At 69.1% G+C, this 12,220-nt stretch carries 11 protein-coding genes, 2 tRNA genes and 2 pseudogenes; 11 read left to right on the top strand and 4 right to left on the bottom strand.

Going from position 1 to position 12,220, the window contains the following annotated elements; all coding sequences use genetic code 11:
- Window positions 1–497 precede the first annotated feature (497 nt).
- Window positions 498–716 (top strand): annotated as a pseudogene (locus ABZU74_RS04690) (hypothetical protein); the annotation flags it as partial.
- Between the two features lie 416 nt (window positions 717–1,132).
- Here ABZU74_RS04690 and ABZU74_RS04685 read toward each other — a convergent pair.
- Window positions 1,133–2,416, bottom strand: coding sequence for a glycosyltransferase 87 family protein (locus ABZU74_RS04685; RefSeq protein WP_355418522.1), 1,284 nt, complete (start codon window positions 2,414–2,416; stop codon window positions 1,133–1,135).
- 72 nt (window positions 2,417–2,488) lie between these two features.
- Here ABZU74_RS04685 and orn point away from each other — a divergent pair, with 72 nt between their 5' ends.
- Entirely contained in the window at window positions 2,489–3,079 is a 591-nt protein-coding gene (gene orn, locus ABZU74_RS04680) for an oligoribonuclease (protein WP_355418520.1), read from the top strand.
- 104 nt (window positions 3,080–3,183) lie between these two features.
- Window positions 3,184–3,256 (top strand) — tRNA-His (locus ABZU74_RS04675).
- 112 nt (window positions 3,257–3,368) lie between these two features.
- On the opposite strand, the gene ABZU74_RS04670 is transcribed toward ABZU74_RS04675, so the two are convergent.
- Both ABZU74_RS04670 and ABZU74_RS04665 read right to left on the bottom strand, forming a co-directional pair.
- A complete protein-coding gene (locus tag ABZU74_RS04670; RefSeq protein WP_355418518.1) occupies window positions 3,369–4,661 on the bottom strand; it encodes an Ig-like domain-containing protein in 1,293 nt (430 codons plus the stop codon).
- A gap of 247 nt (window positions 4,662–4,908) precedes the next feature.
- On the bottom strand, window positions 4,909–6,171 hold the full coding sequence (locus ABZU74_RS04665; protein WP_355418516.1) for an Ig-like domain-containing protein: 1,263 nt from the start codon (window positions 6,169–6,171) through the stop codon (window positions 4,909–4,911).
- A 186-nt stretch (window positions 6,172–6,357) separates the two neighbouring features.
- Between ABZU74_RS04665 and ABZU74_RS04660 the strand changes: the two genes are divergently transcribed.
- Both ABZU74_RS04660 and ABZU74_RS04655 read left to right on the top strand, forming a co-directional pair.
- Window positions 6,358–6,433 (top strand) — tRNA-Lys (locus ABZU74_RS04660).
- A 260-nt stretch (window positions 6,434–6,693) separates the two neighbouring features.
- Window positions 6,694–7,374 (top strand): YdcF family protein, encoded by a 681-nt coding sequence (locus tag ABZU74_RS04655; RefSeq protein ID WP_355418514.1) that lies wholly within the window; start codon window positions 6,694–6,696, stop codon window positions 7,372–7,374.
- 6 nt (window positions 7,375–7,380) lie between these two features.
- On the opposite strand, the gene ABZU74_RS04650 is transcribed toward ABZU74_RS04655, so the two are convergent.
- Entirely contained in the window at window positions 7,381–8,607 is a 1,227-nt protein-coding gene (locus ABZU74_RS04650; protein WP_355418512.1) for a helix-turn-helix transcriptional regulator, read from the bottom strand.
- Between the two features lie 370 nt (window positions 8,608–8,977).
- Between ABZU74_RS04650 and amcA (ABZU74_RS04645) the strand changes: the two genes are divergently transcribed.
- The 6 genes and pseudogenes from amcA (ABZU74_RS04645) (at window position 8,978) to ABZU74_RS04620 (ending at window position 12,104) form a co-directional block, all read left to right on the top strand.
- The gene (amcA, locus tag ABZU74_RS04645) at window positions 8,978–9,142 is read left to right on the top strand and encodes a multiple cyclophane-containing RiPP AmcA (RefSeq protein ID WP_327031735.1); all 165 of its coding nucleotides are present in this window, start codon (window positions 8,978–8,980) and stop codon (window positions 9,140–9,142) included.
- Window positions 9,139–9,484 (top strand): annotated as a pseudogene (locus ABZU74_RS04640) (hypothetical protein). The gene amcA (ABZU74_RS04645) and the pseudogene ABZU74_RS04640 overlap by 4 nt, the downstream one beginning before the upstream one ends.
- A complete protein-coding gene (gene amcB, locus ABZU74_RS04635; RefSeq protein ID WP_355418510.1) occupies window positions 9,481–10,617 on the top strand; it encodes a cyclophane-forming radical SAM peptide maturase AmcB in 1,137 nt (378 codons plus the stop codon). The pseudogene ABZU74_RS04640 and the gene amcB overlap by 4 nt, the downstream one beginning before the upstream one ends.
- Window positions 10,614–10,796 (top strand): multiple cyclophane-containing RiPP AmcA, encoded by a 183-nt coding sequence (gene amcA, locus ABZU74_RS04630; protein WP_355418508.1) that lies wholly within the window; start codon window positions 10,614–10,616, stop codon window positions 10,794–10,796. Before amcB ends, amcA (ABZU74_RS04630) begins: the two co-directional genes overlap by 4 nt.
- A 60-nt stretch (window positions 10,797–10,856) precedes the next feature.
- Window positions 10,857–11,519, top strand: coding sequence for a pentapeptide repeat-containing protein (locus tag ABZU74_RS04625; RefSeq protein WP_355418506.1), 663 nt, complete (start codon window positions 10,857–10,859; stop codon window positions 11,517–11,519).
- Between the two features lie 15 nt (window positions 11,520–11,534).
- Window positions 11,535–12,104 (top strand): kinase, encoded by a 570-nt coding sequence (locus ABZU74_RS04620; protein ID WP_355418504.1) that lies wholly within the window; start codon window positions 11,535–11,537, stop codon window positions 12,102–12,104.
- The last annotated feature ends 116 nt before the right edge of the window (window positions 12,105–12,220 follow it).

The following is a 12,220-nucleotide window of genomic DNA, read 5'->3' as shown; positions in this document are numbered from 1 at the left end:
TCGTGGGAATTCCGGCGTTGTTCGTCGGTGGTGGGCTGTGGCTGGTGACCCGACACGCCGACCCCGGCGGAGCCTTCGCCGCCCGCTTCGAGACGGTCCGCACGCCCGGTCACGCGGTCGTGGTGACCGACCTCGACCGGTTGCTGCGACAGGAGGCGCCCTTCGCGCGTTCCGCGCAGACCCGGCTGCGGGTGGACGCCCGCACCACGGACGGGCCAGCCTTCGTCGGACTGGCGCCCACCGCCGAGGTGCGTGGCTGGCTGGAGGCGGTGCCACACGCCACGGTCCGCCGGGTGGCGTTGGCCCGGGGCCCGCTGCCGGTCCGGCTTGATCCGGCCGGACCGGCCGTCGACACCCCGAGCGTCCCGACGGCCGACGGGTCGGTCACGCCTCTGGGTCGACCCTTCTGGGTACGCGAGGGGATCGGCTCGTTGGAGTGGAGTGCGGACGACCTGGCCGGTGAACCGATGAGCCTGGTGGTGATGCGCCCCGACGGCGGTGCCGACCTGGCCCTGGACCTGCGCGCGGAGTTGCGGGCCGGGTGGACCGGCCCGGCCACCTGGGGTCTGCTGGCCGTCGGCGTTCTGCTGGTGGTGGGCGCGGTGCTGCTCCTGCTGCGACCGGTGCGCCCGCGCGAAGTGATCTTCGTGGTCGAGCCGGACCAGGTGCCGGTGCTCGCCGGCCGGCTCGGGGTCACCTCGCTGAGTGGACTGGGTCCTCGGCAACCCGACCCGACCCCGCCGTTGCCGGTGCGACAACTCGCCCCGGTCGGCTCCGGAGCGGCGGAACGGTCCCGGTCGGCGATCGGCCCCGCGCGCGCCGCCACCCTCGCCGACCTGGACGAGGCGGTCCGGCTGCCCCACCCGCCGGAGGTGACGCTGAGTCTCGCCTGGCCGCCGGCCGACACGGACGAGCCCACGGCCCGGCCGGTGGCGGTCCCGCCGAATGACGGCCCGGCCGGTGGTGGTCCCACCGGGTGACGGCTAAGCCGGTGGTGGTCCCGCCGGCTGACGGCCCGGCCGGTGGCGGTGGGGTGAAACGGCGAGTGGCCCTCCGCGCTGCCGACGCGGAGGGCCACTCTCACCGGGGGATCGGTGCTACCCGAGCGACGCTTGAGGTAGATGAGGACAGGTTAGCGCCGATGATGGCTACTCGGGAGGTCTGTCCAATTGGTGCGATTTTCCGCACTAAGTCTCGACCGCACCGGCAACGCCGCCAGCAGCAGCAGGCTGAGCAGCACGTAGGTGTTCTGCACGACGAAGTCCACCGGGTCGTGCGTGCGGACCGGTCCCGCGCCCCAAGCCTGGAACGTCACCACGCCGTAGATGGTCACGGCGGTGATGCCCAGTGCGAGCCCGGCCAGCCACCGGCGCCGGCGCACCTCGTCCGGGCGGTCGGCGCTCAACGCCGCGTCGGCGAGCAGCACCACCGCGGGCACGAACCAGTAGATGTGGTGGGTCCAGGTGATCGGGCTTGCCAACGAACCGACCAACCCGGTCAACGTCAGGCCGGTCAACGGGTCGCCGGCCCGCGCCGCGCGGGTGGCCCGCCACAGCCCGTACACGGAGACCACGGCGACCACCAGCAGCCAGAGCAGCCGGTCCGGCTTGTCCGGCTCGGTGAACCGGCTGAGCAGGCCGAACAGCGACTGGTTGCCGACGATGTCGGTGCGCCCCACCCGCTCGGTGGTCCACAGCTCGTGCGTCCAGAACCGCCACGAGTCGCGCGGGGCGATCGCCGCCGCGAGCAGGGTCGCCGCAGCGGCTGTCGCGCTCGCCACCGCCGCGGCCCGCCACCGCCGGGTGGCCAGCAGGTACACGATGAAGATGCCCGGAAAGAGCTTGAGCGCCGTCGCCAGCCCCACGCCCACCCCGGCCCAGCGTCGTGCCTGTGGCACCGCGAACAGCAGATCGGCCAGGATCAGCACGACAAGCAGCATGTTGATCTGGCCGAAGGTGATCGTCTCGCGGATGCTCTCCACCGCCAGCACCAGCAGAACGGCGGCGACCAGGGTGAACGTTCGGGGCAGGTCGTGTCGGGCGATCACCGGCGCCACCAGCCATCGGGTGGTCAGCACAACGGCCAGCACGGTGAGCGCCGTGAAGATCGCCACGGTGGCGCCGAGCCGCAGCAGACCGAACGGCCAGAGCAGCAACGCGCTGAACGGCGGATAGGTGAAGTACAACTCGCCCTGCACCCGGTCGGGTTGAACGTAGTCGTAGAGCGGGTGACCGACACGCCACCAGTCCATCGCGGACATGTAGATCTTGAGGTCGAAGAAGTTGTGCACGAGGCCGGGCAGGTAGAGCGCTGGCAGCACAGCGCCGAGGGCCACCAGCGCGACCAGGCGACGGACCGTACGGCCGCCGGGATCGTCTTCGGTGACGGCGGGCGGTGCGACGGGTTCTGCTGGCACCCCGAAACCCTAGCGGGCCGGTCGGCCGAGAGCGCGCAGCCGCAGGGCGTGGGCTGCGCGTAGGCTGTCCCGGTGGCTGATCTCCTCGTCTGGATCGACTGTGAGATGACTGGGTTGGACCTCGGCAGGGACAAACTGATCGAGGTTGCGGCACTGGTCACCGATCCCGACCTCAACGTGCTGGGTGACGGTGTCGACGTGGTCATCCACGCCGACGAGGCGGCACTGGAGGGGATGCCGGAGATCGTGCAGACCATGCACGCCAAGTCCGGCCTCACCGAGGAGGTCCGTCGTTCGGCGGTCACACTCGCCGAGGCCGAGGACCTGGTCCTGGAGTACGTCCGCACCTTCGTCAAGGATCCGCGGACGGCCCCGCTGTGCGGCAACTCGATCGCCACCGACCGAGGCTTCATCGCCCGGGACATGCCCCGCCTCGACGCGCACCTGCACTACCGGATGATCGACGTGTCGTCGATCAAGGAACTCTGCCGCCGCTGGTACCCGCGGGTGTACTTCGGTCAGCCGCAGAAGGGTCTCGCCCACCGGGCGCTGGCCGACATCCGGGAGAGCATCCGCGAGTTGGAGTACTACCGGCGCACTGTCTTCGTTCCGCTGCCCGGCCCGGATGTCGAGAGCGCCAAGGCCATCGCCGCCGAACTCTGACCCTTGCCCCGCTGACCGGCAACCCGCTGGACGTGCCCGGCTGTGGTGTGGCTATTATTGGTCCGCACCCCGCCCGGAGCGATCGACCGGGCGACGGCGGCATGGTGGCTGTAGCTCAGTTGGCAGAGCACCGGGTTGTGGTCCCGGTTGTCGTGGGTTCAATTCCCATCAGTCACCCAGTTGGCTTCACCGCTCAGGCCCCCTCCTCGGAGGGGGCCTGAGTCGTTGTGGGACGAGAAAGGGGCTTACGCGAAAGCCCCCTCCGAGGAGGGGGCTTTCGTCGGGTGGTTCAGGCGGTCGGCGTGGGGGACGGGGTGACCGACCCGTCCGGGGTCGGGGTGGCGGCGTCCGGGTCGGCCGGAGGCTCGTACGGAAGGGCGCTGCCCTTGACGTACTCGTCCCAGCTCATGTTCCAGTCGGTCCAGCCGTTGCCGTTCTGCAGCTTGCGCTCGGTGCCCTTGACCGTGATCGGGTCGCCGATCTGGGTGTTCTTGAAGAGCCAGTCGCCGTTGGCCATCGACACGTTCACGCAACCGTGTGACACGTTCACGCTGCCCTGCTGACCCTCGGACCAGGGGGCCGCGTGGATGAACTCGCCGCCCCAGGTGAGGCGCTGCGCGAAGTCAATCTTGGTGCGGTAGCCATCCTCCGGGCCCAGCTCCTCGAACGTGTCGAAGACCGTCTTGCGCAGCTTCTCGATCACGACCATGGTGCCGCTGGACGACGGGGTGCTCTTCTTGCCCAGGCTGACCGGGATGGTCTTGATCACGGAGCCGTTGCGGGTCACCGTCATCCGCTTGGTCTTGTTGTCGACAGTCATGACCACCGATGCGCCGATCTTGACGTCCACGGAGAGGTCGGCGCGGCCGTACCAACCCGCACCCATCGGCAGGCCGCCTGCCTGCACCCGGTAGGAGACCTTGCTGTTGGGCTTCCAGAACTCCTTCGGCCGGTACCGGATCTCGGTGGGGCTGACCCAGTGCCAGATCCCCTCCTGTGCCGGGGTCGAGGTGACGGTCATCCGGCGCTGCACGTCGTCGCGGTAGTCCTCCGGAATGTTCCGGCTGAACTTCACGATCAGCGGCATGCCCACCCCGACCACCTGGTTGTCACCGAGGAAACTGCTCACCCGAACCTGGTTGCCGGGCTTGGCCATGGTGGTGAAGGTGCTTGTCGCGGTGGCGGGAAGTCCGTCGTCGCCCTTGGCGGTCACGGTGGCCGTGTAGCTCGTGCCGTACGCCAGCGCGCCGGCCGGCAGCCACGACTTGCCGTCCTTGGCGAGGGCACCCTCGACAGCCTTGCCCGCGGCGTCCTTCAGCTCGACGGCGGTCTCCACGGCGTCCTTCGTGGTGAAGGTGATGCCGGTGGACGCCGGCACGTCCTTGGCGTCGGCCGCCGGCTCACTGATCGTCGCCGCGGCCTTCGGTGCCGGGTTCTCGCCGCCGCCGTGCCACGAGGACGGCTTTCCGCCGTCGCCGTCGGTGCAGGCCGAGGTGAAGGCCAGCGCGACGGCGAGGAGCCCCGCCGCGAACACGCGGCGTCGCCCGCCGGGCCTGATCAGCTGGTCCTGGCTAGCTCGCATGAATTCCCTCACAGTCGTGGTCGCTGCCCCATCGTCTCCTACTGACGCGCCAGAGCCGGCCCCGGTTGCCGAGGGTGAACCGAAACACGCCATCAATAGTGCCCGAATTCTGCTACTATTCGGCGTTTCGTGAGCCTGGTTCGTCTTCGTGCGGGGGCTGGGGGTCGTCGCGCCGTCATTGAGCGGCGGGAGTGCAACGGTACGCCGACCCGGCCAACGGCCGGGCCGGCGCAACGAGGCCGACGGCTCAGACCGCCGGGCCGGCTCCACCACTCGGCACCGGCAACGCGCTGCCCTTGATGAACTCCGACCAGCTCAGGCTCCACGCCGTCCAACCGTTGCCGGCGACGATCCTGCGCTCGGTGCCCTTGATCGTGATCGGGTCACCGATCCGGGTCTTGTCGAACAACCACTTGGCGTTCGCCATCGACACGTTCACGCAGCCGTGCGAGACGTTCCGCCGCCCCTGCACGTGCTCCGACCAGGGCGCGGCGTGGATGTACTCGCCGCCCCAGGTGAGCCGCTGGGCGAACTGGATGTCGGTCACGTAGCGGTTGGCCGGGTCCGGGTCGTCCCGGGTGTCGAAGACCGTGGATTCCTTCTTCTCCATCACGACCATGGTGCCGCTCGACGACGGCGTGCTCTTCTTGCCCAGGCTCACCGGAATGGTGCGCACCGCCGCGCCGTTCTCGTACACAGTCATCTTCTTGTTGGCGTTGTCGACCTTCATTTCGAACGACCGGCCGATCTTGGCGGTGGCCTTGCGGTCGACGTCGCCGTACTTGCCGTTGCTCAGCGGCACCCCCGCGAGGGCGATCCGCACGGTGATGGTGGTGCCCGGCTTCCAGTACTCCGGGGCCCGGTAGTAGGCCTGCGTGCCGTTGCTGACCCAGTGCCACGCGCCCGGCTGCGGCGGGTCGGTCCGGACGAACATCCGCTTCTGCACCGCCGCCCGGTCCTTCTTCGGGATACCCGGGTGGAACTCGGTCACCACCGGCATGGCCACCCCGTAACTCTTGTCGTCGAAGAGATACAGGCCCGACCCGATCGTCGACTTCGGCTTGGCCATCGTGGTGAAGCTGCTGGTGCCCTGGCTGCTCGTGCCATCCGACGCGCTCGCCGTCACCGTGGCCGTGTAGCGGGTGCCGTACTTCAGCGGGGCGGACGGCACCCACGACGAACCATCGGTACGCAGCTTGCCCTCGACCGAGCCGCCGCCGTCCGCCGTCAGGGTGACCGCGGACACCTTCCCGCCGTCCGGGAGCTTCGCGCTGATCTCCGTGCTCACCGGCCTGTTCTTCGTGCCGTTGGCCGGGCTCAGCGTGAGCGACGGCCCGCTCGGTGTGCTCGGCGTCGAAGGTGCGGCCGAACCGGGGGTGGCACTCACGTCCGAGGACGCCCCGCCAACGAATTCCGGCTTCTTCTCGTCGCCGCCGCATCCGGTCAGTGCCAGCGACGCCACCAGAGTCAGGGCGCCCACCACCGCCCCGGCTCGCGTGAACCGTGCCATGCCCACCTCTGTTCTCGCGTACCTGGCGGACATCGTGCCGCATCACCGCCGCAACCCACGCCCCGATCTTGGCGGCGGTGGTCGGTTTGGGGCTTTTGCCGGCAAAGCTCGACCGAAGGGGGGACCCGGGTAACCGAATTGGAGCCCGCGTTGGAGGGGTGCTAATGTTCTCTCCGTTGCCGATGAGCGCCGCTAGCTCAACTGGCAGAGCAGCGGACTCTTAATCCGCGGGTTCGGGGTTCGAGTCCCTGGCGGCGCACCAAAGATAAAGGTCCTGACCTGGCAGATACTTGCCGGTCAGGGCCTTTTTCGCGTCTGGCGGTGGTGGGCAGCCGGGCAAGAACGGCAGGCGCCGCCTATGGAGGTCGGATCCTGCAGTCACCGCGTGACGATGCCTCGGCCACTGCCAGCACTCTGGTCCTTACGAGGTCAGCGCAGTGGTGCTGGAGTCAGCGGCGTCGTGGTGCCCTGCTACCCCTACTCTGGCGGCATGAGGGAACCCAGCGCGGACCGCACTGGTAGGTGCTGATGAACCGGAGCGCGGCGGCACCTGCCGAGGCGATCCCTGACGCGATCCGGGCGGATGTCGAGACGCTGTGGCGCTACCACGACATGCGCCACGAGTTGCGCCCCTGCGACGTGGGGATCGGGTTGGGCAGTCATGACCTCGGCGTGGCCGTCATCGCGACGCGCTTGTTTCACGAGGGCCTGTTCCCAAGGATCGTGTTCACCGGCGCGAACGCCCCAACGACCGTCGAGCGGTTCCCGCGTGGAGAAGCAGTGCACTACCGCGAGTACGCCGTCGAGCAGGGCGTATCCGCGGAAGCGATTCTCGTGGAGCGGCGTGCCACGAACACCGCCCAGAACCTGGAGTACTCGCGTCAGCTCCTGACCGAACACCGGATCCCGGTGAAGTCGGTGCTGATCATGTCGCGGCCCTACCAACAGCGTCGGGCCTACGCCACCTGCAGGCTGATGTGGCCGGAGGTTGATGTGGTGTGCGCGTCGAACCCACTCGAACTGGACGACTACGTGGCCAGCATCGGCGACCCGCGGCGGGTGGTGGACATGTTGGTGGGCGACACGCAGCGGATCGAGGTGTACGCGGAGCGCGGGTTCGCGATCTCGCAGGAGATGCCGGACGAGGTGCGGGCGGCGTTCGAGCGTCTGGTCGCGGCTGGCTACACGAGTCGGCTGATTTGAGCCCGGCTACCAGCGCGGTCCTCCCGATCGGACGCCCATCCGGTCGCTGAGTTCGACGGCCAGTCGGGGTGGTCGGGGGCGGGTGAGGATGTCGCGGACGAGGTCGCGGGAGAGCTGGTGGTAGCGCACCTGGTCGGGGCCGATGACCTCGGCGTCCAGGAGCGCCGTGAGCGCGTCGTCGATGCGGTTCCACCGGGCAAGGGCTCGGGCGGTTTCGATGGCGTGCCGAACCTGCCGCTCGACGGGCACGGTGCTGGTGTCGAGTGGGGCGCCGATGGCACTGGCGCGCTGCACGTCGCCGAGTTCCATCGCCACGGTCGTCTTGTGGATCGACACGTTGGTCGGCCCGAACGCGGTCCACACGTGGTTGCCATCAGCACCGAGCCGCTGTGCGGCGGCATCGGCCTCCGCGATGTGGGTGTCGGCCGAGGCGCGGTCGTCGTCCCGAGCGGCGGCCAGCGCGCAGACGAGGTGCAGGCTCCCGTAGACCGACAGCAACTGCGGAGTGGGTTTTGCGAGCCGTGATTCCAGGAACTGCGCCGCCGTGGCGGCGAGGCCACGAGCCTGCGCATATTCGCCGATGGACGCCAGCGAGTGCGCGGCGGAGCGGCTGAGCGAGCCGATGACGACGTGGTCGTGGCTGGCGTTGGCAGCGGCCAGCCCTCGGCTGGCGGCGGTCCACGCGAGGTCACCTTCGCCGAGCTTGGTGAGGAACAACGCGGCGAGCTGGTGGGCGTAGGCGGTCATCGCGTGCGCGCGCTGGCCATCGTCTCCGTCGTACGCCTCGGTGGCGGTGAGGCAGTCGTGGATGAGGTAGGGCAGCCGGCGGGCGAGGGTGCCGTACCGCGAGTGCTGGTAGGCGGTCCAGATCTCGGCGACGTCGTTCTCGATCTCGCGCAGCGCGGGCGCTTCGACGTCCCACCTGCTGGCCAGCGTCGGCGCGAGGTGACGATAGTCGTGAAGTGCGGCCCTCAAGGCCGGGATGGTCTCGCGCCCTGAGTCGTCCGACCACTCGAACAGGCTCGGTGCACCGATCAGGTCGCCGAGGGACACGTCGAGGGCTTTGGCAATCGCGCGGATGACCGACAGCCGGTCCAGGTCGGCCCGGTTCGTCTCGACCTTGCGTAACCACTCCTGGGTCTTGCCGACCAGACCGGCTAGCACCTCTTGGGAGAGGCCTCGTCGACGTCGGTAGAAGGCGACGCGCTGGCCGATGGTCATGTCGTCCGTCATCCCTCGCACACCATCACCCTGCCCGCAGAACGCCGCCGGACCCGGTACGGATTTTCCCGGTCCTCCGTACGGACCGCCCCTACGTTCAGTTCACCCCAGATCACCAGCGCGTGTCGATGCCGGTGTCGGGAATGACTAACAGGGAGCTGCAGATGGAGGGATCGATGGGCGGCGCACCACACCACGGCTTGGGCCGCTGGCTCGGCCCGTCCTGGAACGAACTGTCTCGGCGTTCTCCCCGCCTGCGTACCGCCACGAGGGCTGCGTGGGTGGGTGATCGGCGGCCTGCTCCCAGCCGCCGTGATGCGGCGGCGGGCTCGCCATTCCCCCGGCGAGCCCGCCGCTCATCGTTCCCGGTGGGGGTGGAGGCATGACGGTGTACGTCTCGCGTAACGCGATGGCCAGCCAGTCCCGGCGCCCCGAGCCCAGGTGGACGTCCTCACAGGGTCAGGTGCGGCGCGCTGATCCTCCGCTGCTCACCTTCGTGTGGCGTCGGCTGTTCGAGCAGCAGGCCCGAGAGGGCGGTCGCCGGTGACCGGCCAGCAGCGCCGTCTCGCGGCGAACCGGCCCGCGCCAGCCGTGGTGGAACATCTGCCGATGCGCCCGCTGTGGCTGTGCCGCCGGTGCGGGCAGCCATGGCCCTGCGGCGGCGAAGCTCGCGCTCCTTGCCGAGTACCGGGAAGAGCCGGTGAGCCTGTTCCTCTACCTGGCCGGCTGCCTGCACGACGCGATCGACGACCTGCATCGGCTCAACCCGAGCGTCACGGGCAGCGCCGCCGACATGTTCGACCGGTTCCTCGGCTGGCCCGCACGCCACACCCACGCCTACCGCGTCAGTACCACCACGGCCGCCAGCATCGAAGAGGCCTCCTCGTGAACGGCATCGGCTTCATCAACGCCACCGGCCAGCCGGCGGTCGCCAGCAGCTTCCACACCCTGGTCGTGCAGCCGACGAGCTTCTGCAACCTCGACTGCACCTACTGCTACCTGCCCGACAGGAGATCCCTCCGCCTGATGAGCGACGCGGTCGCGCAGGCCTGCGCCGAGTCGATCGCCCAGCAGAACAGCGGTCATCAAGTGAGCGTCGTGTGGCACGGGGGCGAACCCACCGCCACACCCATCGGGCTGTTCCGGGAGCTGCTGGCCCCGTTCGAGGAACTGCGACGCGCGGGGATGGTGCGTCACGAGATCCAGACCAACGCGACGCTGATCGACCGACAGCGGTGCGAGCTCTTCACCGCTTACGGGTTCGAGGTCGGGGTCAGCATCGACGGACCGGGCGCGCTGAACCGGAACCGCCTCGACCGCGCCGGCACGTCAACAGACGCCCGCACTCTGCGCGGCATACAGACCCTGGCCCAAGCAGGGCTGAGGTACTCGGTGATCTGTGTAGTCACCCCGGAAACCATCGACCACGCGGACGCCCTCATCGACTTCTTCACCGGCCTGCCCGGCTGCGAGTCGGTCGGCTTCAACATCGAAGAGCAGGAGGGCGCCGACCGGGCACCGGTGTCGGAGGACGCCGCGTACCGGTTCTGGCAGCGCCTTATCGAACGTCGCGTCGGCGGCAGCCCGCTGCGGATCCGCGACGTGGACCGGCTGGCCGACTATCTCGCCGCCACCCGCGCCGGACGCGTCGACCACGCGCCGTACGAGCCGATCCCGACCGTCTCTTGGGATGGGCAGGTGGTGCTGCTCTCACCTGAACTGCTCGGCATCAGCGAGCCGCGATACGGCGACTTCATCGCCGGCAACGTCCTCCAGCAACCCATCACCGCCATGCTTGCCGGCGCCGGCAATCTGGGCTACGTCGCCGAGTTCATTACAGCCCTCAACGGCTGTGCCGACCACTGCGCCTTCTACGACTTCTGCCGTGGCGCCCAGGCCGGCAACCGCTACTTCGAGCACGCGACGTTCACCGCCCATGAGACCGCCTACTGCCGGACCACCCGACAGGCCCTCGTCCGCGCCGCCGCAGATCACCTCGCCCCTCAAGGAGAAGCACCATGACCAACGCTTTCGCGGTCCTCGTCAACGCCGCACCCGAGCAACTCGCTCGCCTCGGCGTCGACCCGCAGCGGGCGGTCGCGTCGATCGACGCGGCGAAGTTCGACAACCGCCCCGCCTGGGATAACAAGGGTAAGTTCGACAGTCGACCCGGCTGGGACAACTGGAACAAGAAAAAGTAGCTGGCGCCACGGGACGCGCGGGTGGCGTGCCCACCCCGCGCCCCCACAGGTTGAGGACACATGCGCACCACCACGATCGGCGACGTGAAGGTCCTGCTGCCGGACCTCGAACCGGACGACCTCGACACCACGACGGACCTGGCCGGGGGCCTCACCGAGGCACTCGTCGAGGGCGCAGCGTGGCACGGCTCGCACCTTGAGGACGCCCGTATCCGCAGCAGTCTGATCATCGGCGTGGACGTGAGCGAGAGCACCTGGGAAGCGGGCAGCCTCTACGGCTGCGAGATCACCCGCACCGACTTCTCCGGCGCGACCCTGACCGGCACCACCATCGAACGCTGCGCGATCACCGGTTCCCGGTTCACCGGCACCAGACTCACCGACGTACGCCTCAAGGACGTCCTGTTCGACGGCTGCCGCTTCGACTACGCCACCTTTCAACGCGTCACCGCCGCCGGCTCGGTCGCCTTCACCGACTGCACGTTCACCAACGGCGCGTGGTCCTCCTGCCGACTACCTCGCATCGCACTGCGGTCCTGCGACCTGAGCGGTCTGGAACTGGGCTCCTGTCACCTCGACGGCACCGACCTGCGGGGCAGCCGGCTCCAGGGCCTCAAGACGCCGCTGGACAACCTACGCGGCGTCACCCTCGGCGAGGACCAGCTTCCTGACCTCACCCAGTTGACCGTGGCCGCCCTCAATCTCACCGTGCGCAACGACTGAAGCCGAGGAGGCATCGTGCTCGCCGAACCCACTGGCCGCCCGGACACGATCCTCGTCTGCATCCGGGGCAACTCCGGCTCCGGCAAGAGCAGCATCGCCCGCGAGCTACGACGCCGGCACGGCCGGGGCTGCGCCCTGGTCGAGCAGGACTACCTGCGCCGCATCCTGCTGCGCGAGCGCGACAAGCCCGGCGGCGCGGCGCCGGCGTTGATCGGGCAGACCGTCCGGCTTGCGCTTGACCACGGCTATCACGTCGTGCTGGAGGGCATCCTGCACAGCAGCCGCTACCGAAGCATGCTGACCTCCCTGCGGGACAGCCACCGAGGGCGGTCGCTGTTCTGCTATCTCGATGTGTCCCTGGCCGAGACCCTGCGCCGGCACCTCACTCGCCCGCAGGTCAACGAGTTCACCGCCGAGCATATGAGTGGCTGGTACGCCGCCCACGACGTCCTGGGTTGGCCCGATGAACTCGTCATACCGGAGACCACCACCCTGGTCGACGCCGTCGAGGCCATCGCCGCTGCTGCCGGGCTACCCCAGACCGGACGCGACGATGACCTACTCCCGAACGTCCCGTTCCCGTAGAGCATTCGAGCCGGCTACGGGTCGCTGTTGCGGCGCACCGTTCACCAACGCTGGTCCCGTAGGCAAGACAGCCCGTCAAGCACGGCGACTGCGACGGCATGAATTCGCCCTACTAC

The sequence above is a fragment of the Micromonospora sp. NPDC005171 genome (genome assembly GCF_040608575.1).
GTDB lineage: Bacteria > Actinomycetota > Actinomycetes > Mycobacteriales > Micromonosporaceae > Micromonospora.
Note: the sequence above shows the minus strand (reverse complement) of the source record. Positions and strands in the feature narration are given on the sequence as shown.